The organism is Buttiauxella warmboldiae (assembly GCF_003818135.1).
In the GTDB taxonomy this organism is placed as follows: domain Bacteria; phylum Pseudomonadota; class Gammaproteobacteria; order Enterobacterales; family Enterobacteriaceae; genus Buttiauxella; species Buttiauxella warmboldiae.
This window is the reverse complement of record NZ_RPOH01000070.1, coordinates 42,727-64,535: the sequence shown is the minus strand read 5'-3', so window position 1 is coordinate 64,535 and position 21,809 is coordinate 42,727. Positions and strand designations below refer to the sequence as shown.

Below are 21,809 nucleotides of genomic sequence, written 5' to 3'. Positions count from 1 at the left end.
TTTCCTTCTTTGTCAGCAATATCAGCCCCATAAATGGGGCCAGAAAGGGGACTTCTGTAATTAGCTATTAAGAGCCGGGCGTTCGCTGATAGCGATGCGTTTCGGCGCAACTTCTTGCGGAATTTCTCGTACCAGGTCGATATGCAGCAGGCCGTTAGTAAAGGTCGCACCGGAAACTTTCATGTACTCGGCAAGGGTAAAGCTCAGACTAAACGGCTGAGTGACTAACCCCTGGTGCAGCCAGGTTGGCTCTTTCTCTGGTTTCACCGGCGTACCCTTCACGCTCAGGCGCGTACCTTCAAGTTCAATGTCCAGATCCTGCTGGCGGAACCCAGCCAGCGCAAGGGTAATGCGGTAATGGTTGTCGTCGCCTTTTTCAATATTATAAGGCGGGAATGGCTGGCCTTCGCTGCTGGTTTGTAAGGCATTAGCCAGCTTGTCAAAACCGATCCACTGGCGCAGCAGAGGCGATAAGTCGTAGTTACGCATAAGTTTTCTCCTTCTTTGAAGCGAGTTAAGCCTTCGGCTCCCTGTCGGCAAGCCGGAGTCTGGTTAAATTTTGGTGTGGCCGCTTAATGCGACCCGCAGAATTAATTAATTTCGATACGGCGTGGTTTCATCGCTTCCGGAATCACGCGTTCCAGATCGATATACAGCAGGCCGTTCACCAGGTTAGCGCCACGAATCTGGATATTTTCGGCTAGCTGGAATTTACGTTCGAAGTTGCGCTCGGCAATCCCCTGGTAGAGATAAGTGCGCTCTGGCTGTGGGTCTGCATGTGCACCTTTCACCACCAGCAGGTTATCCTGCGCGGTGATTTCCAGCTCGCTTTCAGCAAAGCCTGCCACAGCAATCGCAATGCGATAGTTATTTTCGTCAACCAGCTCAACGTTGTATGGAGGATAGCCGCCATTGCTCTGGCTGTGGTTGTTTTCCAGCAGGTTAAACAGACGATCAAAACCAATAGCTGAACGATAAAGCGGGGATAAATCGAAGTTACGCATAAATTAACACTCCTGAGATCAGCGAGAATCAAACATTGCCTTCCATCATGGACAGGCCTCTAAAACCAGGTACCCTTACGGCATACCTGTTCTGCTACACCTCTAAAATCGGTCCGTATTCACGCTTTTCAAGGCCAGGAAAAGAAATTTTTTGCGCCATCCGTGGTCAATACATAGACTTTCTGAGGCGTTAATCGGCTTTATCTGCGATAGCCGCCACAGAGCGGCAAACGCAATATATTAATTATCTGCATGGGTGATATAACCCAGAGCAGTCTGGCCGCCACCGGCCCTCCAAAATGATAAGCAACACTAATGATGAAAAGCTATCTTCCCACTATCCTTCTCGGCAGCGGATTACTGACCGTTAGCGGGTGCTCCAGCGTTATGACCCACACGGGTGGGCAAGAGGGGTACTATCCCGGTACGCGCGCCAGTTATGAAATGCTGGTCGATGGCGAGACAAGCTGGGGATACAAACCTTTTGTCGCCCTGGATATGCCGTTTACCGCAGTGATGGATACCGTGCTGCTGCCGTGGGATATGTTCCGCAACGACAAATCACTGAAATCTCAGGTGGAAGCTAGTGAGCGGAAAAACCTGGCGACCAACCAGGCTATCCCGCCGGTGCAGTAATTAATAGCCTGTTTTTGTGATAAATAACTGGCGGAACCCGTCCACATCCTGCATCCAGGCAATATGTTTTCCATCGGGTGAAAACACCACCGCATCCGCTGAAGGAGCACTACCGCCAGGCGGTGTCAGCGCTGTGATTGCACCGCTGACCACATCACACCACACAATCTGCTGGTTCTGCACAAAGCCCAGCGCTTTTCCCGACGGATGCCAGTTAAACGCCGACTGAATATCGTCTCGCCCATGGGTGAGCTGGCGTGGTTCGCCTCCGTTTGGGGACAGCAGATACATTTGCACTACGCCCGCATCATCACGCATCAGGAATGCCAGCGAGCTACCGTCCGGGCTGCTTCGTACCCAATGGCGCGGCTGAGTGGTTAAACCAGGGTAGCGCCGCTGGTGGGTAAACGTGAGGCGACGTTGCTGAACGCCCGCAGGCGGTGCGGGCAGCGTAGTCTGTGTGCCTGCAATCGGCTCATCTCCCGCCTCGAAATACGCCTCTTTATGCTGCGGCAAATCCACGATAAACAGCTCCGGCACTTTGTCGCCAGCCGCTGAAAGCGTATCGCCAATAAACGCCAGTGCCCAACGCTGCAGGCTACCATCCGGCTTACGGTAGCCCGAGCTCCCCACCCAACCCTCTTCATAAGCGCGATTGATCTCGTCAGTGCCGGGCTTTGGCGATGGCGTGGTGCGGCTGACCAGCACACAATAATGGCTACCGTCATATTCACGCGTATGTTGTTTCAGCGGGGTCACCGGGCCGAACGGTAAAGCAACGCCAACATTGCGCAAATCCTGCGCCACGTCATATTCATGCATGACATGGTCGTTGTAAGTGAAGCTCAGGCGTGAACCATCATGGCTCCAGACGTGAACATGGCTGCCGCCGCGCAACGCCCCCGGCGTAAACGGCGGGGTAATGTCCATGGCATCAAGATTGGCTGCGCTGCCGTTTTCGACCACCACGCCACGGCGGTGATGAAAATCGTATTGCCATGTTTCATCAGGGTTTTCCGGACCGTGGATAAAGACATACCGCTCCGGCATCTGCGGATTTACCGTCACCACGCCCACATGCGCACCATGCGCAGCGCGGTATATAACCTCAACATCCCCCGTATGGACGTTCACCCGCTCAATGGTTTCGCTGGTAAAAGAGGCGCCCGAAGGGCGCACGTCAAACACCAGATATTGGCTGTCTGGCGTCCAGGTATGGGTGTTGGTGAGTTGATGATGACGAGGCGCAAAAGTGAGTTGTTTGGTCATGGTTTTACCCTGAAGCGATGGACGCCTCAGGGTAAATCATTGCTGCTTGTTATCCCACCCTTTCTGGCTTACCCACCAGCCGAGGTGAAGGCCTTGCCTTGCTTAGTTCAGAACAAACTTCTCAATCGCATAAGCCACCCCATCTTCGAGGTTAGATTTGGTAACGAAGTTACTGACTTCCTTCACTTTATCGATAGCATTTTCCATTGCCACGCCAATGCCCGCATATTCCAGCATCGCGATATCGTTTTCCTGGTCGCCCAGCGTCATCACTTCTTCTTGTTTAATACCCAGCGATTCTGCCAGCGCTTTTACGCCGGTGCCTTTGTTGACGCGCTTATCGAGGATTTCCAGGAAGTAAGGAGAGCTTTTCAGCAGCGTATAGCGCTCGTAAACCTCGTCTGGAATTCTGGCGATCGCTTTATCCAGAATCACAGGCTCATCAATCATCATCACTTTCAGATACGCGCCGTTTTTATCCATATTTTCAGGCTCGCTGAATACCAGCGGGATATTGGCGATAAAAGATTCATGAACGGTGTAGCAGCTGATATCGCGGTTGGCGGTGTAGAGCGTGTGGCGATCCAGCGCATGGAAATGGGAGCCAACCTCGCGGGAAAGCTGCTCCAGGTAGCGGTAGTCATCATAGCTCAACGCGGTTTGCGCCACGGTGCTGCCATCGTTGGCCTTCTGAACTAATGCACCGTTATAGGTAATGCAGTAGTCATTCGGTTTATCCATATGCAGCTCTTTGAGATAGCTCTCAACACCTGCAAAAGGCCGTCCGGTACACAAAACAACGTTGACGCCCCGTTCGCGCGCGCTAGCGATGGCTGCTTTAACGGCTGGAGAAATGGTGTGGTCCGGCAGCAGCAGGGTGCCGTCCATATCAATAGCAATCAGTTTTATAGGCATAGGATTTTCTGAGGTAGTGAGTTTATCTCATGCTAACGCGATTAAGCTCGCAAAAATAGCGCTACCTTTGGCAGGAAAAAGGTCCGTTTTAGCGCGAGGAAAACGCCACCCGGAGCCGAAAAATGACCCGCGAGGGTGGCGTAATCAGCTAGCTAAAGAATTTATCCTTCAGCATATGGAAGCCTTTGGTCAGCAAATCCTCATCGTGAGCGACTTCGCCTGCGGGCGATAGGGTATCGACAATTTTCGGAAACTGCTCGGCCAGCAGTTGCGATGCGCTTCCCACATCCACCCCGAGTTTCTCCGCCAGGCCGCTGATTGCGGGCGTGCCCAGCACCTGCTGCATTTGCTCAGGGCTAACGCTTTGGTTATGCGCGCCGCTCAGCCATGAAGTCACGACATCTGAGAACCCCTTTTCCCTGAAGCGTTCGAGAATCGCCTGAATGCCGCCTTGTTCATTTATCCATGTCAGGATGACTTTGAATTTACCTGCATCGCCACCCCCCATCATGCCGGTAACCTGATCGAAAAAGCCCATGACCTTGTCCTCTTGCCATCACAAAGTGTGCAATAGAAGTGTAGTCACTGAAGGAGCGTCACGTGGAAAATAGCGGCGGGCGGAGGCGAGATAGTTGGTGGGCAGACGCCCACCAACGGGTAGAGATTAGATATCGATGTTCGCCGCTTTCAGGGCGTTTTCTTCGATAAAGGCGCGACGAGGCTCAACCGCGTCACCCATCAGGGTGGTGAACAGCTGATCGGCTGCAATCGCGTCTTTTACCGTCACGCGCAGCATACGGCGGCTTTGTGGGTCCATGGTGGTTTCCCACAGCTGGTCTGGGTTCATTTCGCCCAGGCCTTTGTAGCGCTGAATAGAGAGACCACGACGGGACTCTTTCACCAGCCACTCCAGCGCCTGCTCGAAGCTGGCAACGGGCTGACGGCGCTCGCCACGTTCGATAAACGCATCTTCTTCGATAAGACCGCGCAGTTTCTCGCCCAGCGTGCACAGACGGCGATATTCGCCACCCACAATGAACTCCTGCTCCAGCGGGTAGTCGGTATCCACGCCGTGAGTACGCACACGAATCACCGGCTCGAAGATGTTCAGCTCGCGGTTGTGACGCACGACTGAGTTCCAGGTGCTGCCGTGCTGCTCGTTTTCGTTCAGTGCTTTGACTAAATCAGAAATCCAGCTCGTCACTTTGCTTTCGTCAGCCAGCTCGGCTTCGGCAAGCGTGGAGTGATAAACCAGGTTGTTCAGCAGGTTGCGCGGGTAACGGCGCTCCATGCGGCCAATCATTTTCTGCGTGGCATTGAATTCAGACACCAGTTTTTCCAGCGCTTCGCCGGCGATGGCGGGTGCGCTGGCATTGGTGTGCAGCGTCGCGCCATCCAGTGCGATTGCGATCTGGTATTGATCCATCGCTTCATCATCTTTGATGTACTGCTCTTGCTTGCCTTTCTTCACTTTGTACAGCGGCGGCTGGGCGATATACACGTGGCCGCGCTCAACGATTTCAGGCATTTGACGGTAGAAGAAGGTCAACAGCAGGGTACGAATGTGCGAGCCGTCGACGTCCGCATCCGTCATGATGATGATGCTGTGGTAACGCAGTTTGTCCGGGTTGTATTCGTCACGGCCAATGCCGCAGCCCAGCGCGGTAATTAGCGTGGCAACTTCCTGAGAGGCAAGCATTTTGTCAAAGCGCGCTTTCTCCACGTTCAGAATTTTACCTTTCAGCGGCAGGATCGCCTGGTTCTTACGGTTACGCCCCTGTTTTGCAGAGCCGCCCGCAGAGTCCCCTTCCACGAGGTACAGTTCCGAGTGAGCCGGGTCGCGTTCCTGGCAGTCAGCCAGTTTGCCTGGCAGACCAGCCAAATCCAGCGCGCCTTTACGACGGGTCATTTCACGTGCGCGGCGTGCCGCTTCACGAGCACGAGCCGCATCAATAATTTTACCGACGACGATTTTCGCGTCAGACGGGTTTTCCAGCAGGTATTCAGACAGCAGTTCGTTCATCTGCTGCTCGACCGCTGTTTTCACTTCTGAAGAAACCAGTTTGTCTTTGGTCTGAGAAGAGAATTTAGGGTCTGGAACTTTTACCGAGACCACAGCAATCAGGCCTTCACGGGCATCATCACCGGTGGCGCTCACTTTCGCTTTTTTACTGTAGCCTTCTTTATCCATATAGGCGTTCAGCGTACGCGTCATCGCGGCGCGGAAACCGGCCAGGTGCGTACCCCCATCGCGCTGCGGGATGTTGTTGGTAAAGCAGTAGATATTTTCCTGGAAACCATCGTTCCACTGCAGCGCCACTTCCACGCCAATGCCGTCTTTTTCAGTGCTGAAATAGAACACGGTTGGGTGAATGGGGGTTTTGTTTTTGTTGAGGTACTCAACAAATGCGCGGATACCACCTTCGTAATGGAAGTGGTCCTGGCGGCCATCACGCTTATCAATCAGGCGGATAGAAACACCAGAGTTCAGGAACGACAGTTCACGCAGGCGTTTAGCCAGAATGTCGTATTCAAACTCAATCACGTTGGTGAAGGTTTCGTGGCTTGGCCAGAAACGAACTTGCGTACCGGTTGCATCGGTATCGCCCGTTGCCGCCAGCGGGGCTTGTGGCACGCCGTGGATGTAAGTTTGCTGGTGTACTTTGCCTTCGCGGCGAATCAGCAGTTCCAGCTTCTGGGACAGGGCGTTAACTACAGAAACACCCACGCCGTGCAGACCGCCAGAAACTTTATAAGAGTTGTCATCGAACTTACCGCCGGCATGAAGCACGGTCATGATAACTTCGGCAGCAGACACGCCCTCTTCCGGGTGAATGCCGGTAGGAATACCACGACCGTCATCGGTGACAGAGACAGAGTTATCAGCATGAATGGTGACAACGATGTCTTTACAGTGACCGGCAAGTGCTTCGTCGATAGCGTTATCTACGACCTCAAATACCATGTGGTGCAGACCGGTGCCGTCATCCGTATCACCGATATACATTCCCGGGCGCTTACGTACCGCATCCAGCCCTTTAAGGACTTTGATACTGGAGGAGTCATAAGAATTCGACATCAACGTTTCTCGCTCATTTATTCTTGGGTTAATCCGTTATTTTACCCTGATCCACGGCGAACATCTTCGAATTTTTGTCCGCCATATCCATCACATGTTCTGCGCTAATCGCGCTAACAAAAACCTGTGATTGCGTCGCCTTTAGCCGGCTGGCTAATAGGCCACGACGTGCATCATCTAGCTCAGAGGCAAAATCATCTATCAGATACAGGCAACGCCGCCCGTTCTGTCGGGTGAGAAACTCACCCTGCGCCAGTCGTAAGGCGCACATCAGTAATTTAAGCTGCCCGCGCGACAGGGTATCTTCTACCGGCGCACCGTCTGCACGAATTCTGAAATCAGCTTTGTGAGGGCCGTGGGCGGTGTAGGTCAACATTCTGTCGCGCTCGAAGTTGCGCTCCAGCAGCTCACCGTAGTCACTCTCTTTTTCCCAACCACGCTGGAAGGAAAAGTTAAGCGCGAATTCCGGTAGAAATTGCGCACAGGTATCTGCCATGTCATCGGCAATGGCTGCACTGTACTCGGCACGCCAGCGGCTGATTTGCTCCGCTAGTGGGATAAGTTCTTGATCCCATGGCCTCAGTTGCGCATAGCGCGTTACCTGGCGCAACGCAGCGTTGCGTTGCTTGAGCAGGCGCTTGAGATTGCTCCAGGCGACGAAAAAACCTGGTTCGTTGTGGAAACATCCCCAATCGAGGAAAGCTCTACGGTATTTGGGACCACCGTTAAGCAATGTGAACCCTTCAGGGGTGATGAGCTGCATGGGCATCAACAGCGCGAGCTCTGCCACTTTGTGGCCGTCGCTACCATCAATACGCACTTTGCTGTCGCCTGCACGGTCTTTGGTCAGGCCAACAGAGGTTTCCCGCTCGCCGTTCTGTATACGCCCATGCAGGACAAAGGATTCTGTTTCATGGCGGATCACACGTTCAATTTTCAGACTGCGGAAAGCACGCCCGTGCCCGAGGGTATAAATCGCCTCCAGCACGCTGGTTTTGCCACTTCCGTTGGCTCCCACCAGGAAATTAAATCCTGGAGAGAGAGCCAGGTCCGCATTTTCGATATTACGAAAGTCTTTAATCAGTAAACGCGACAGCGACATCTACAGTCTCATTGGCATGACGACATAGGCCGCAGCCTGAGAAGCTGCATCTTCAATTTGCACGCTGGAAACCGAATCGGTCAGTAAAATGCGCACGTTCTCGCACTTCAGGGCGTTCAGTACATCCAGCACGTAGCTAACGTTGAAACCAATTTCCAGATCTGTACCGTCATAAGTGACGTCGAGAATCTCTTCGGCTTCTTCCTGCTCCGGGTTGTTGGCCGTGATTTTCAGCTGGTTTTGGATCACCTGCAGGCGTACGCCACGGAATTTCTCATTCGAGAGGATCGCCGCGCGTGAAAATGCCTGTTTCAGCAGATCGCAGCTGGCATCAAGGTGCTTATCCGGGTTTTTCGGCAATACGCGGCGATAATCCGGGAAACGGCCATCAACCAGCTTAGAGGTGAAGATAAAGTCACCGACATGAGCACGGATGTTGTTGCTGCCAATCTGGATACGCAACGGTGAATCACCGCCGTCCAGCATACGCATCAGCTCAATCACCCCTTTACGCGGCACGATCACCGAATGGTCTGGCAATGACTGACCGACCGGCATAGAGCAAACCGCCAGGCGGTGACCATCGGTCGCCACGGTGCGCAGCTCTTCGCCTTCGGTTTCAAACAGCATACCGTTCAGATAGTAACGAACGTCCTGATGCGCCATAGAAAACTGCGTGGCTTCGATCAGACGTTTCATGGTCGCTTGCGGGAGCGTGAATTCTACTTCGCTCTGCCAGTCGTCCAGGTTCGGGAAATCAGCCGCAGGCAGGGTCGAGAGCGAGAAACGGCTGCGCCCGGAGCGCACCAGCATGCGGTCGCCCTCAAGCGTGACGGCAATCTCTGCACCTTCTGGCAACCCACGACAGATATCGAAAAATTTACGTGCCGGTACCGTGGTGGCACCCGGTTCATGCGCTTGCACCAACGCGACACGCGCCACCATCTCCATTTCCAGGTCGGTGCCTGTTAATGAAAGCGTTCCTTCCGCGACTTGCAACAGCAGGTTGCCGAGAATCGGTAACGTCGGACGGCCACCTAATGGGCCACTCACCTGTTGCAGCGGTTTTAATAAAGTTTCACGTTCAACGGTAAATTTCATAGCGTCACGAAGATAATGTTCTGATTAGGTTGGAGAAATCTTCTTTGATGTCGTGGCTTTCTTCACGTAGCTGCTCAATCTTACGGCAGGCGTGCAGCACCGTAGTATGGTCGCGGCCACCAAAGGCATCGCCGATTTCTGGCAAGCTATGGTTAGTCAGTTCCTTCGCCAGAGCCATGGCCATTTGACGTGGACGGGCAACAGAGCGGGAACGACGCTTGGACAACAGGTCAGCAATCTTTATTTTATAGTACTCAGCCACCGTCTTCTGAATATTGTCGATGGTGACAAGCTTCTCTTGCAGCGCCAGCAGATCGCGCAGCGCTTCACGCACGAAGTCGATGGTAATCGCACGTCCGGTAAAGTTGGCGTTAGCGATAACACGGTTCAATGCCCCTTCAAGCTCGCGCACATTAGAACGCAGGCGCTTGGCAATAAAGAAGGCCACTTCACCCGGCAGACGAATGTCGTTCTCGTCGGCTTTTTTCATCAGGATCGCCACACGCGTTTCCAGCTCCGGCGGCTCAATGGCGACGGTGAGTCCCCAACCGAAACGAGATTTCAGACGATCTTCAACCCCGTTGATCTCTTTTGGGTAACGATCCGATGTCAGAATGATCTGCTGGTTACCCTCAAGCAAAGCATTGAAGGTGTGGAAAAACTCTTCCTGGGATCGCTCTTTATTAGCAAAGAACTGAATGTCATCAATCAACAGCGCATCCACCGAGCGGTAGTAGCGTTTGAACTCTTCAATGGCGTTGTTTTGCAGCGCTTTTACCATATCCTGAACGAAACGTTCAGAGTGCATGTACACCACTTTTGCATTCGGTTTGCGCGCAATAATACCGTTGCCAACAGCATGCAAAAGGTGCGTTTTACCCAGACCGGTGCCGCCATAAAGGAATAAAGGGTTATAAGCGCCGCCAGGGTTGTCTGCCACCTGACGTGCCGCCGCGCGAGCCAGCTGGTTCGACTTACCTTCCACGAAGTTATCAAAGGTATGTTTGACGTTGACGTTAGAACGATAGGACTGCTCAGCCGGGGCCGGAAGGTTATCCCAGCTTGGACGCAGATGAGTTGTCGGACGCGCGATGTGCGCATGGGCAGGCGCGGCCGTAACTGCCTGCGGGTTTTGCGTTTGAGTGACCGGCTTACTGCCGACTTCAAAACGCAAAACAGGCGCGTCGGTACCACAAAAATCATTGAGCAAGCCATTGATATTATTAAGGTACTTATCTCTCACCCAGTCGAGTACAAAACGGTTTGGCGCATACAGGGCCAGCGTGTTATCGCTCAGTTCCGCCTGTAGGGGGCGTATCCACATACTGAATTCTGTGGCTGGTAACTCATCCTGCAATCGGGCAAGACACTGCTGCCAAAGCGAAAGTGACACGGCGGACTCCACTCGAACAAAGTCGATAAAATGACGAAGACTGAAAGTTTATATTCATGATTGTTGACACACGCCGACTCTTCCTCAACGGAACCCCGGTACGGGAAGCGTGCGAACCGCTATCTGCGGTTTACCCCAAGGTGAACGCTAAAGGATCACGATCGGGACCGCGGATCATAGCCTAAAGCGCGCCAGAGATCTTCTGTTTCTCACAGTTTCTTCCCGATTTATCCACAGGGCTGTTTTGTGGCCTCTAAGTGTAAACGATCCTGCCGGACGCGCAGCGCTTTAGCTTCCTATATTGGAAAATTTACTGTCCCGCGCACAAATTCGACTTATCCGATCCAAGGAAGATCCCCGACGATCCTTGCGCTTTAACAAGGACGCCGTATAATTCCCCACCCGTCGCCTGTCACCACGGCTTTATTTTGCTCAGATCCTGGCCGTTTTAAGGGTCAAAAAGCGAATTAAGACACGGGAAATAAGGAAAGAGAATTGACTCCGGAGTGTACAATTATTACAATCCGGCCTCTTTAATCAGCCACACTGAGGCGTTAGTCGTTTGCAGTTTATGCAAGGCTTCTCGCTAACCCAGTGAAATTTATCCAAGTTTAGGTAGAAATCGCCATGAAACGCACTTTTCAACCGTCTGTACTGAAGCGCAACCGTTCTCACGGCTTCCGTGCTCGTATGGCTACAAAAAATGGTCGTCAGGTACTGGCACGTCGTCGTGCTAAAGGCCGTTCTCGTCTGACCGTTTCTAAGTAATAAAAGCTAACCCCTGAGTGGTTAAGCTCGCATTTCCCAGGGAGTTACGCTTGTTAACTCCCACTCATTTCACTTTCGTCTTCCAGCAGCCTCAACGGGCTGGCACGCCGCAAATCACCATCCTCGGCCGCCTGAATTCGCTGGGGCATCCCCGCATCGGTCTTACGGTCGCTAAGAAAAACGTTAAACGTGCACACGAACGCAATCGGATTAAACGTCTGACGCGTGAGAGTTTCCGTTTGCGTCAGCACGAACTCCCGCCAATGGACTTCGTGGTAGTGGCTAAGAAAGGGGTTGCAGACCTGGATAACCGGGCTTTATCGGAAGCGTTGGAAAAATTATGGCGCCGTCACTGTCGCCTGTCTCCCGGCTCCTGATAGGCCTGATTAAGGTCTATCAGCGCCTGATAAGTCCGCTTCTCGGGCCGCATTGTCGTTTTACTCCAACCTGTTCTCACTACGGAATTGAGGCATTGCGCAGGTTTGGGGTGTTAAAAGGCAGTTGGTTGACGGTGAAACGCGTATTAAAATGCCACCCTTTGAACCCCGGTGGAGACGATCCCGTCCCACCTGGACCTTTTGATACCAGAGAACACTAACGATGGATTCGCAACGCAATCTTTTTCTCATCGCTTTGTTGTTCGTGTCTTTCATGATCTGGCAAGCCTGGGAGCAGGACCACGCTCCAAAACCACAGGTGCAGCAGACCACGCAGACTACGACCACCGCAGCAGGTAACGCCGCAAGCCAGGGTGTGCCGACCAGTGGCCAGGGAAAAATCATCACGGTTAAAACTGACGTCCTTGAGCTTTCCATCAACACCCGCGGTGGTGATGTTGAGCAGGCACAGTTGCTGACCTACCCGAAAGAGCTCAAATCTGATGAGCCGTTCCAGCTACTGGAAACCACGCCAGAGTTTATCTACCAGGCGCAAAGTGGCCTGACCGGCCGTGATGGCCCGGATAACCCGGCTAATGGCGATCGCCCTTTGTATAACGTTGAAAGCGACACCTTCGTGCTGGCGGAAGGCCAGAACGAAATCGTTATTCCACTGACTTATACCGATGCGGCAGGCAACGCCTTCACGAAATCCTTCACTCTGAAACGCGGCGAGTTCGCGGTAAGCGTGGATTACAACGTGAAGAACGCCGGTGAGAAACCGCTGGAACTGGCTACTTTTGGCCAGCTCAAGCAGTCCATCAATTTGCCGTCTCACCGTGATACCGGCAGCAGCAACTTTGCGTTGCATACTTTCCGGGGCGCGGCGTACTCAACACCTGATGCGAAATACGAAAAATATAAATTCGATAAAATCGCAGACGGTGAGAACCTGAACGTTAACGCCAACAATGGTTGGGTGGCAATGTTGCAGCAGTACTTCGCAACGGCCTGGGTTCCGCGTAATCAGGGCACTAACAACTTCTATACCACCAAACTGAGCAATGATGTGGCGGCGATTGGTTATAAATCCGCACCGCAGCTGGTTCAGCCAGGCCAGACAGCTCAGCTGGGCAGCACCCTGTGGGTTGGCCCGGAAATTCAGGACAAAATGGCAGCCGTTGCGCCGCACCTTGACCTGACTGTGGATTATGGTTGGTTGTGGTTTATTTCTCAGCCGCTGTTCAAGCTGTTGAAATTCCTGCACAGCTTCATCGGTAACTGGGGCTTCTCCATTATCGTTATCACCTTTATCGTTCGTGGCATCATGTACCCGCTGACTAAAGCGCAGTACACCTCGATGGCGAAAATGCGTATGCTGCAGCCGAAGCTTGCCGCCATGCGTGAACGTATTGGTGACGATAAGCAGCGCCAGAGCCAGGAAATGATGGCCCTGTATAAAGCTGAGAAAGTTAACCCGCTGGGTGGCTGTCTGCCGCTGATTATCCAGATGCCAATCTTCCTGGCGTTGTACTACATGCTGATGGGTTCAGTGGAGCTGCGCCATGCGCCGTTTGCACTGTGGATCCATGACCTGTCGGCGCAAGACCCGTACTACATCCTGCCGATCCTGATGGGCCTGACGATGTTCTTCATCCAGAAGATGTCGCCAACCACCGTGACCGACCCGATGCAGCAGAAGATCATGACCTTTATGCCGGTCATCTTCACGGTGTTCTTCCTGTGGTTCCCGTCAGGCCTGGTACTGTACTATATCGTCAGTAACACGGTGACCATCATCCAGCAGCAGCTGATTTATCGCGGTCTTGAGAAACGTGGCTTACACAGCCGCGATAACAAAAAGACCTGATAGCGATTAAGCTAGTTGTCACGAAAGGCGGTCATTTGACCGCCTTTTTCTTTTGCTACTCAAAGTCTGAGAGAAACTATGAGCCATAACGAGACAATCGTTGCCCAGGCGACACCGCCGGGACGTGGTGGGGTCGGTATCCTGCGCGTCTCAGGCCTTTATGCGCGTGAAGTGGCACAAGCGATTCTGGGCAAGCTCCCTAAGCCACGCTACGCCGATTATCTACCGTTTCGTGACGCGGACGGCAGCGTGCTGGATCAGGGCATTGCCCTGTGGTTCCCCGGCCCAAATTCCTTCACCGGCGAAGACGTGCTGGAACTTCAGGGACACGGCGGGCCGGTTATCCTTGACCTGTTGTTAAAGCGTATTCTGACGCTCCCAGGCTTGCGTATTGCAAGGCCCGGCGAGTTTTCCGAACGTGCGTTCCTGAACGACAAGCTGGATTTAGCACAGGCTGAAGCAATTGCCGATCTGATTGATGCCAGCTCCGAGCAGGCGGCCCGTTCAGCGCTAAATTCTTTGCAGGGCGCATTCTCGGCAAAAGTAAACCATCTGGTGGAAGCGCTGACGCATCTGCGCATTTACGTGGAAGCGGCGATTGATTTCCCGGATGAAGAGATCGATTTTCTTTCCGACGGCAAAATTGAAGCGCAGCTGAACCAGGTGATTGGTGATTTGGACGCGGTGCGTGCCGAAGCACGCCAGGGCAGCCTGCTGCGTGAAGGGATGAAAGTGGTGATTGCCGGGCGGCCTAACGCCGGGAAATCGAGCCTGCTGAACGCGCTTGCCGGGCGTGAAGCCGCGATTGTGACGGATATTGCCGGGACAACCCGCGATGTCTTGCGCGAACATATTCACATCGACGGGATGCCGCTGCATATCATTGATACTGCAGGGCTACGCGAAGCCAGCGACGAAGTTGAGCGTATTGGTATTGAACGAGCGTGGAACGAGATTGAACAAGCCGACCGCGTGTTGTTTATGGTTGACGGAACCACCACTGACGCCACCGACCCGGCAGAGATTTGGCCAGACTTTATTGCCCGTTTACCCGCACGTTTGCCGATTACCGTGGTACGTAACAAAGCGGACGTTACCGGCGAAACGCTGGGCCTGAGCGGAGTGAATGGTCACTCACTTGTGCGCCTCTCTGCGCGTACCGGTGAGGGCGTTGATGTGCTGCGCGATCATCTAAAACAGAGCATGGGCTTTGAAACCCATATGGAAGGCGGCTTCCTGGCGCGCCGTCGGCACCTGCAGGCGCTGGAGCAGGCCGCTACGCACCTGCAACAGGGCAAAGCACAGCTGCTGGGTGCATGGGCCGGGGAATTGCTCGCTGAAGAATTGCGTCTTTCTCAGCAGAGCCTGAGCGAAATCACCGGTGAGTTTACCTCTGATGATTTACTTGGTCGTATTTTCTCGAGTTTCTGTATCGGTAAGTAAGTTTTAGTCCATCCTCGTCCGTGAACGCTCACTAACCCGCATTAACTGGCTGTTAATGCGGGTTTTTGTTGTGCGTACTGGTCCATAGTCGTGCAGGTTCATCCGCGAGCGATAAGCCACCATTGAGAAACGAGCGCAAGTCAGCATGCAAAACCTATGCTTATGGTTCCGTTTTATGTAGGCTGCGTAAACGACGTAATATAACGTTTACGCCCTTGAGTGTGCCCATAGATATAATATGAATCCGTTAAATCCAAATGAAACAATCTTTTAGTTTTTTATATTTACAGCTTCTGCATAAAATACAATCTAATAATACAAAGCAAATAGCCAGATTCGTTTATTAAAAAATAACACCAGTATGCTAGCACATAATCTATAAGCCACAGAGACTAAATGATTGCTGTTGTATCAGCGTTTAACTATTAATATATTTGAGTCAGAGTTGTCATCATCATTATCCAAAAACTACCCGATAACACTCGCAATAACAATTCTTTTATCCAGCTGCTCCCGCACCTCACTGAATAACCAGTTGAAAATCCATACGCGAACGGCTTCGGATAAAATAGTTTGCGCTATAAGGTGATAATTATCTTTCAGAGCGTGTAAAGGTACTTCTGCGGCTAAAAACATCAGCGCCCCAATGAAAAAATCTATGGCCACCAGCACCAGTAAGGCTGCCGCCATCGACCACTGAAAACCGCCGTGCGCCCAGGTAATGGCAATCACCAACGTCATGATCGCACCGATTAAGTAAATGATTTTTATCCCTATATCCATATCTGAAAAACGAACCATAAAATGAACGCCTCCCAGAACCAGCAGCAAGACAAGAATTATTTTTTTGTAGTCTTTCATCTTTCCCCCATCCCCTTTACCGTTCGAGATTCACCGTATTGATAAAACCAACCATTCCCGACTGAAAATGGTTGGTAACCCTAATTTAATCAGACAGCTATTATTTTTAGCTCCCTGTTACAATCAGGCAGGTTTTGCCATAAAAAGGATAAGAACCGGTTGTTTCATAATCAACGGAAGCAACCGATTGAATTTCACCATTCTTTTTTGCCGTTTCAATAGACGCATCACCTGTATTGACCAGGCCCAGAACCGATTGCGCGCAGGCAACGCCTTTCTTACTTCCCGTTTTATCAGTTGCCGTTACTGAACCTTTTACATTGGTATAAAGCCCAAGCCCTGTTGGGCTCGGCCCCCGAGCACATCCGGTCAGAATAGCAGCGGCCAGGATAATAACCGGTAAAGCAGCATGGCGAGTTTTCATTTTTGAGTCCTTGAAATAAATTAATGATAGCTAAATAAGGCATTGGTAATAATTAGAGGAAGATTACAATTAATCGTTCCTGAAAATAATCTTCTATAGCGCTTCGTTTAGTATTCGTTGAATTAAATATGGCGAATAAGCAGTTTCGACGTGTTACCGAAAAGACGATGGGGAATGATAATAAGCATGGTGCTATTAATTTAACGGCTTTCTATGACGCATGTATTTAACTGGATGATTCCTGCACCAGAGTGAAACCTCGGTCTCAACACTGACAGTGCAATACGGTTATGCTTATGAAAGCGCAATCAGTAACGCTTTCAAGCACATCAATAGCGTTTCACCCCGCCATTACCAACATTCACAGATGGCGGAGGTGGAGCTACGCTTATCCTGTGTACTGATGAGGTTGCTCGCTCAGCACGTGCCTGCCGGTTTTTTACGCACCTCTGACCGTGCGTTTCGGCATTAAAAAATCTACAATCGATCGATAAGTACATTGCCCATTATCAAGGAGAGACAAATGGCAACGCATTTCGCAAGATGGACGATAAATCCTAAATACCCCTTTTCGAACCGGCTGAACGAAGCGTGCTACGCTCAGGCTCTGCAAATGCCAGAGCATCGCCGGACGCGATTTTTAGCCTCACGTAGCCTGCTCGCTGAACTGCTGCATATGCTGTATGGGATTCAAAAACTCCCCGCTATCGTGACTTCCGCCGCCGGACGCCCGCGCTTTGCCGATCCTTCATTGATGGATTTCAGTATTGCGTATGCCGGAAACAAAGTGGGCGTATTGCTGACCACCGAAGGTCGCTGCGGGCTGGATATCGAGATTAATCAGTCTTTCGGCAACCTTCCTTCCTTGGCTTCAGGTTCAACTTTTCGCCGCAATGAATCCATCTGGATAAACAACCAAAAAAACCCAACAGAGGCCAGAGCCCAGTTGCGCACCCTGCATCAAAGCGCCTTTAAGCTGACTGGCCGCGAGGAAAACCTGCAGCTTCTGCCGGGAGCCGGGCGAATTCGGATAAGCGAACAAGCGGAAATTGAGGCCATCAGCGATGTGGAAGGGTTATTGATCTGGGGATGCGTAGTCTCGCCCGCTATTGAAAAGCTCAGCCTGTGGGAGTTTGAAAACCTACAGAACTGGCATAGCCTGTGGGATGTGAATTCACGCTACCGCGATCCCAACGGCAGCATCATCCGTTTAACCAGTATGCCGTGCGAAAAAGCGTTATATCAAAACTGCTCTTCCTGAACGTCCTGACACCAAGGAGTATTCATGTCCGACACGTTAAAGATAGTGACTTTATTAGGTAGCCTGCGCCAGGGGTCATTCAACGCCATGGTTGCCCGCACACTGCCAGGAATAGCCCCGGCAGGAATGAGAATTGACGCACTGCCGTCGATTAAAGATATTCCACTGTACGACGCTGATATGCAGCAAGACGAGGGCTTCCCGGCAAGCGTAACAGCGATTGCCGAACAGATCCGCGCCGCCGATGGCGTGGTGATTGTGACACCTGAATATAATTATTCGGTGCCCGGCGGGCTGAAGAATGCTATCGACTGGCTGTCACGCTTGCCAGAGCAGCCGCTGGCAGGTAAACCCGTGCTGATCCAAACCAGTTCAATGGGCGCTATTGGCGGCGCGCGCTGCCAGTATCACCTGCGCCAGATCCTGGTGTTTCTTGATGCGATGGTGATGAACAAACCTGAATTTATCGGGGGCGTGATTCAGAACAAAGTGGATACGCAAACGGGCCTGGTAGCCGATCAAAGCACGCTTGACCATTTGACCGGCCAGCTCACGGCATTTGGTGATTATATTCGTCGCGTTAACAGCTAATTCGCTAAAGCGCGCCACATCGTTTCGAAACCCAACGCTTTAAAATCGCCAGCACGCTCTGGTTCGCGGCTGGCGAACTCCATCGTCGTTTCTGCCAGTGAAGAAAAAATGGCATCGCTAAACGCACGATAAGGGCCATGGCTGAAAGCCTTTAAGATCGACTGCGAACAGATTTCGTGCATTTCAGGGAACAAATCCGCCACTTTTTGCTTCGTTTCCTCGCAAATTTTATCGCTCACCGCGAGCTGGCGCATGGCTCGGTGCGCCTGCGGATTGGCAATCGCCCAGTCGATGTAACTGTTCCAGATATAGCGGGTGTATTCCTTCGGCTCTTTCAACGTGCGGTCGAGATTCGCCTGCATCGCCTGCAGTAAACCCTGCTTCAAATGTAGATAAAGCTCGTTGAGCAGATCGTCCTTAGTGGCAAAATAGCGAAACAGCGTGCCTTCAGCGACACCGGCGGCACGGGCAATCTGTGCGGTAGACGCGACAATCCCCGCAAGACCAATAGCGCTGGTCGCCGCTTCCAGTAACGCTAGTTTTTTATCTTCACTCTTCGGACGCGCCACGGCGTTTAACCCTCTAAATTAACCAAACCGAATTGAATCACGCGAGCTACGCCACTGCAACGCTGAATGTCAGCGTTTGAAAAGCGTCTTGACGCAGGTCACTTCCCATCTATAATGAGTGCCTACTCACTCATTATCAAGTTTCTTCGCATCGTGCCAGTGGATGGGACGAATATGCAGACCAGGATATGAAACGTCTCTGCTTATACACGGTTATGATTATGTTGATTGCAACAGCAGCCAGTTTGCCTTTTGTCCTGAATGCCGGGTTTGGTCAGGCGCCGCAGGGAGAAGGTCTAAGTTTAGTCAAACGCTCTGCAAATTATGTTGATGGGCAATTCCGCAATCAGGTACCCACGCAGGGGTATACCGGGCAGAAAAGTAAACTCGCGGCATGGTGGGGGTTTTTAACCGCTCGCACCGAAAACGCCCGCCCACAGCAACCGCTGCCGTTGATTAAAACGGATCTGGCAAGCCTGCCGCTTGAGCAAGATACCCTGGTCTGGCTCGGTCACTCTTCGTGGTATCTGCAACTGGCTGGAAAACGCATTCTTATCGATCCGGTTTTCAGCCGTTATGCCGCGCCGTTTTCATTCCTGAATAAAGCCTTCGCGGGTGACTACCCGTGGACGGCCGAATCGATGCCTGAAATCGACCTGCTGATCGTTTCTCACGACCATTACGATCACCTGGATTACGCCACTATCAAAGCGCTGAAACCTAAAATTCGCCAGATAGTTACCCCGCTTGGCGTGGGCTCCCATCTGCGCTATTGGGGGATAAATAGCGACATCATTGAGGAAAAAGACTGGGATCGGACGGTAAAAATATCCCATGAGCTGACGGTCCATATTCTTCCCGCCCGCCATTTTTCTGGCCGCACGCTGAAAAGCAACCAGACGCTCTGGGCAAGTTTTATGTTCGTGACCGATAAGCACAAGGTCTATTACAGCGGCGACACCGGCTACGGGCCGCATTTCAAAGCGATTGGTGAGCAGTTTGGGTCTGTGGATTTGGCGATTATGGAAAACGGCCAGTACGACGAGGACTGGAACAATATCCATATGATGCCAAAAGAAACCGTGCAGGCCGCCGTTGATTTGAATGCGCGCGCGGTGTTGCCGGGCCATGCGGGCCGGTTTGTGCTGGCGAAACATACCTGGGATGCGCCATACAAAAGTCTGGCACAGGCCAGCGTCGGGAAAAATTTCCGCTTGTTAACGCCGAAGCAGGGCGAGCCTGTTTGGGTGAGTGATGAGGCACAACAATTTAGCGCCTGGTGGGAATCAACCGGTGCTATGTAAGCGAATCGCGCGGGGGACGAATGACTATTTCAGCTCAGGTTATCGACACTATAGTTGAGTGGATTGACGACAATTTGCACCAGCCATTACGCATTGATGAGATTGCCGATCGTGCGGGTTATTCGAAATGGCACTTGCAACGGCTGTTTATGCAGTACAAAGGCGAGAGTCTTGGCAAATATATTCGTGACCGCAAGCTGTTACTGGCCGCGCGGGATTTACGCGATACCGATAACAAAGTTTACGACATCAGTCTGAAGTACGGGTTTGATTCGCAGCAGACGTTTACACGCATATTTACGCGGACGTTTAACCAGCCGCCGGGCAGGTATCGCAAAGAAAGTCATAGCCAGCCGCAATAACAAATCAGGATGCAGGTGCGTTTGTGCGCCTGCATCCTGAAGTATGGCGGATATTAATGTGCGTCGATAAAGACGATCTTCAGGATGAACAACAGCGCCACGACAATCACGCACGGGCTGATTTCACGCCAGCGGCCGGTGCCGAGTTTCATCACGCAGTAAGAGATAAAGCCCAGCGCAATGCCTTCAGTAATCGAGAAGCTAAATGGCATCATCACCGCAGTAATAAATGCCGGAACCGCTTCGGTCAGGTCATCCCATTTCACGCGGGACAAACTGGAGGTCATTAACACGCCAACGTAAATCAGCGCGCCCGCAGCCGCATAGGCCGGAACCATGCCCGCCAGCGGTGACAGGAAGATAACCAGCAGGAACAGCAAACCCACGATAACCGCCGTCAGGCCGGTACGCCCGCCGACGGAGACGCCAGAAGAACTTTCGATATACGCGGTGACGGATGACGTCCCGATAAACGCGCCAGCCACAGAAGAAACGCTATCCACATACAGCGCTTGCTTCATCCGTGGGAATTTCCCTTTTTCATCGGCAAGCCCTGCTTTGTCGGTTACGCCAATCAGCGTGCCTGAGGAGTCAAACAGGTTAACCAGCATAAAGGAGAAGATAATGCCTGCCAGCCCCACGTTCAGCGAACCGGCTAAATCAACCTGGCCGACCACGGACAGCACGCTCGGTGGCGCAGAAACAAGACCGTGATATTGCACATCGCCCATCATCCAGCCCAGCAGCGTGGTGACCACGATGGAAACCAGCACCGCCGCATGAATGTTACGCGAAGCAAGAATAGCGATAATAAAGAAGCCCAGCGCTCCCAGCAGAACGCTGTGGGAAGTCAGGTTACCGATCGTGACTAACGTATCTTTATTCGCCACGATAATGCCGGCATTTTTCAGCCCCATCATGCCGATAAACAGGCCAATACCGCTGGTGATCCCCACGCGCAGGCTCATCGGGATATTGGCAATCATCCAGTAACGCACGCGGAAAAGGGTCAGTAACAGCAGGCCCATCGCGCCCCAGAAAATCGCCCCCATCCCGACTTGCCAGGAAATCCCCATCGCGCCAACCACCACAAAGGCGAAGAACGCGTTCAGCCCCATAGCCGGAGCCAGCGCCACCGGCAGGTTGGCGAAAATACCCATCAGGATGCTACCCAATGCGGCAATCAAGCAGGTGGTGACAAAAACGGCCTGGGTATCCATACCTGCGGCGCCAAGGATCTGCGGGTTGACGAAAACGATATACACCATCGTCAGGAAGGTCGTAAGACCGGCGATCGCTTCAGTGCGGACCGTGGTGCCATGTTCGCGCAGTTTAAACACGCGCTCGAGCAGCCCCGGATTGGCAGCCGGAGTAGGTTGTGGTTGGCTCATTAGTCTTAATTCCGAACATTGAGAGGGAAAATCCGTCGCTATCCTATACCAAAAACGACAAAACATGATGACCAACACGGATTTTTTTC

The 21,809-nt window shown here is 52.3% G+C and carries 23 protein-coding genes; 10 read left to right on the top strand and 13 right to left on the bottom strand.

Going from position 1 to position 21,809, the window contains the following annotated elements; all coding sequences use genetic code 11:
- Positions 1-60: 60 nt before the first annotated feature.
- Both ibpB and ibpA read right to left on the bottom strand, forming a co-directional pair.
- Complete coding sequence (gene ibpB / locus EHN07_RS16215) at positions 61-489, bottom strand: small heat shock chaperone IbpB (protein WP_124025086.1); 429 nt, start codon at positions 487-489, stop codon at positions 61-63.
- Positions 490-590: 101 nt separating this feature from the next.
- Positions 591-1,004: a small heat shock chaperone IbpA gene (gene ibpA, locus EHN07_RS16210; protein WP_124025085.1), complete on the bottom strand. Its 414-nt coding sequence runs from the start codon at positions 1,002-1,004 to the stop codon at positions 591-593.
- A gap of 315 nt (positions 1,005-1,319) precedes the next feature.
- Here ibpA and EHN07_RS16205 point away from each other — a divergent pair, with 315 nt between their 5' ends.
- Positions 1,320-1,640, top strand: coding sequence for a YceK/YidQ family lipoprotein (locus EHN07_RS16205; protein WP_124025084.1), 321 nt, complete (start codon positions 1,320-1,322; stop codon positions 1,638-1,640).
- Here EHN07_RS16205 and EHN07_RS16200 read toward each other — a convergent pair whose 3' ends face one another.
- The 7 genes from EHN07_RS16200 to dnaA all read right to left on the bottom strand — a co-directional run bounded on the left by EHN07_RS16200 (position 1,641) and on the right by dnaA (position 10,499).
- Entirely contained in the window at positions 1,641-2,909 is a 1,269-nt protein-coding gene (locus tag EHN07_RS16200) for a YidR family protein (protein WP_124025083.1), read from the bottom strand.
- A gap of 102 nt (positions 2,910-3,011) precedes the next feature.
- Positions 3,012-3,824, bottom strand: a complete 813-nt coding sequence (gene yidA, locus EHN07_RS16195; protein WP_124025082.1) for a sugar-phosphatase — start codon at positions 3,822-3,824, stop codon at positions 3,012-3,014.
- A gap of 148 nt (positions 3,825-3,972) precedes the next feature.
- Positions 3,973-4,362 (bottom strand): YidB family protein, encoded by a 390-nt coding sequence (locus EHN07_RS16190; RefSeq protein WP_124025081.1) that lies wholly within the window; start codon positions 4,360-4,362, stop codon positions 3,973-3,975.
- 126 nt (positions 4,363-4,488) lie between these two features.
- Positions 4,489-6,903 carry a DNA topoisomerase (ATP-hydrolyzing) subunit B gene (gene gyrB / locus EHN07_RS16185; protein WP_124025080.1) on the bottom strand — a complete coding sequence of 805 codons (2,415 nt, stop codon included), beginning with the start codon at positions 6,901-6,903 and terminating at the stop codon, positions 4,489-4,491.
- A 28-nt stretch (positions 6,904-6,931) separates the two neighbouring features.
- Entirely contained in the window at positions 6,932-8,005 is a 1,074-nt protein-coding gene (recF, locus tag EHN07_RS16180; protein ID WP_124025079.1) for a DNA replication/repair protein RecF, read from the bottom strand.
- The gene (dnaN, locus tag EHN07_RS16175; RefSeq protein WP_124025078.1) at positions 8,006-9,106 is read right to left on the bottom strand and encodes a DNA polymerase III subunit beta; all 1,101 of its coding nucleotides are present in this window, start codon (positions 9,104-9,106) and stop codon (positions 8,006-8,008) included.
- A gap of 4 nt (positions 9,107-9,110) precedes the next feature.
- A complete protein-coding gene (dnaA, locus tag EHN07_RS16170) occupies positions 9,111-10,499 on the bottom strand; it encodes a chromosomal replication initiator protein DnaA (protein ID WP_124025077.1) in 1,389 nt (462 codons plus the stop codon).
- Positions 10,500-11,126: 627 nt separating this feature from the next.
- Between dnaA and rpmH the strand changes: the two genes are divergently transcribed.
- The 5 genes from rpmH (at position 11,127) to mnmE (ending at position 14,957) form a co-directional block, all read left to right on the top strand.
- Entirely contained in the window at positions 11,127-11,267 is a 141-nt protein-coding gene (gene rpmH, locus EHN07_RS16165) for a 50S ribosomal protein L34 (protein ID WP_003849659.1), read from the top strand.
- 17 nt (positions 11,268-11,284) lie between these two features.
- Positions 11,285-11,644, top strand: a complete 360-nt coding sequence (gene rnpA, locus EHN07_RS16160; RefSeq protein ID WP_034499799.1) for a ribonuclease P protein component — start codon at positions 11,285-11,287, stop codon at positions 11,642-11,644.
- Positions 11,608-11,865: a membrane protein insertion efficiency factor YidD gene (yidD, locus tag EHN07_RS16155; protein WP_074388504.1), complete on the top strand. Its 258-nt coding sequence runs from the start codon at positions 11,608-11,610 to the stop codon at positions 11,863-11,865. The genes rnpA and yidD overlap by 37 nt, the downstream gene beginning before the upstream one ends.
- A gap of 2 nt (positions 11,866-11,867) precedes the next feature.
- A complete protein-coding gene (gene yidC, locus EHN07_RS16150; protein ID WP_124025076.1) occupies positions 11,868-13,514 on the top strand; it encodes a membrane protein insertase YidC in 1,647 nt (548 codons plus the stop codon).
- Positions 13,515-13,592: 78 nt separating this feature from the next.
- Complete coding sequence (gene mnmE, locus EHN07_RS16145) at positions 13,593-14,957, top strand: tRNA uridine-5-carboxymethylaminomethyl(34) synthesis GTPase MnmE (protein WP_124025075.1); 1,365 nt, start codon at positions 13,593-13,595, stop codon at positions 14,955-14,957.
- Positions 14,958-15,425: 468 nt separating this feature from the next.
- On the opposite strand, the gene EHN07_RS16140 is transcribed toward mnmE, so the two are convergent.
- Both EHN07_RS16140 and EHN07_RS16135 read right to left on the bottom strand, forming a co-directional pair.
- Positions 15,426-15,818 carry a hypothetical protein gene (locus tag EHN07_RS16140; RefSeq protein WP_124025074.1) on the bottom strand — a complete coding sequence of 131 codons (393 nt, stop codon included), beginning with the start codon at positions 15,816-15,818 and terminating at the stop codon, positions 15,426-15,428.
- Between the two features lie 106 nt (positions 15,819-15,924).
- Positions 15,925-16,242: a TRL-like family protein gene (locus EHN07_RS16135; protein WP_124025073.1), complete on the bottom strand. Its 318-nt coding sequence runs from the start codon at positions 16,240-16,242 to the stop codon at positions 15,925-15,927.
- 523 nt (positions 16,243-16,765) lie between these two features.
- Between EHN07_RS16135 and EHN07_RS16130 the strand changes: the two genes are divergently transcribed.
- Complete coding sequence (locus tag EHN07_RS16130; RefSeq protein ID WP_124025072.1) at positions 16,766-17,503, top strand: 4'-phosphopantetheinyl transferase family protein; 738 nt, start codon at positions 16,766-16,768, stop codon at positions 17,501-17,503.
- A 24-nt stretch (positions 17,504-17,527) separates the two neighbouring features.
- On the top strand, positions 17,528-18,094 hold the full coding sequence (locus EHN07_RS16125) for an NADPH-dependent FMN reductase (protein ID WP_124025071.1): 567 nt from the start codon (positions 17,528-17,530) through the stop codon (positions 18,092-18,094).
- Here the strand turns inward: EHN07_RS16125 and EHN07_RS16120 are convergent.
- On the bottom strand, positions 18,091-18,663 hold the full coding sequence (locus EHN07_RS16120; RefSeq protein WP_124025070.1) for a TetR/AcrR family transcriptional regulator: 573 nt from the start codon (positions 18,661-18,663) through the stop codon (positions 18,091-18,093). The two genes, EHN07_RS16125 and EHN07_RS16120, sit on opposite strands and share 4 nt — an antisense overlap.
- A gap of 188 nt (positions 18,664-18,851) precedes the next feature.
- On the opposite strand from EHN07_RS16120, the gene EHN07_RS16115 reads away from it, so the two are divergent.
- Together EHN07_RS16115 and EHN07_RS16110 are read left to right on the top strand one after the other, a co-directional pair.
- Positions 18,852-19,967 carry an MBL fold metallo-hydrolase gene (locus EHN07_RS16115; protein ID WP_124025069.1) on the top strand — a complete coding sequence of 372 codons (1,116 nt, stop codon included), beginning with the start codon at positions 18,852-18,854 and terminating at the stop codon, positions 19,965-19,967.
- Between the two features lie 20 nt (positions 19,968-19,987).
- Positions 19,988-20,329, top strand: a complete 342-nt coding sequence (locus tag EHN07_RS16110; protein ID WP_124025068.1) for a RamA family antibiotic efflux transcriptional regulator — start codon at positions 19,988-19,990, stop codon at positions 20,327-20,329.
- A 53-nt stretch (positions 20,330-20,382) separates the two neighbouring features.
- Here EHN07_RS16110 and EHN07_RS16105 read toward each other — a convergent pair whose 3' ends face one another.
- Positions 20,383-21,720, bottom strand: a complete 1,338-nt coding sequence (locus tag EHN07_RS16105) for an NCS2 family permease (protein WP_124025067.1) — start codon at positions 21,718-21,720, stop codon at positions 20,383-20,385.
- Positions 21,721-21,809: the final 89 nt, after the last annotated feature.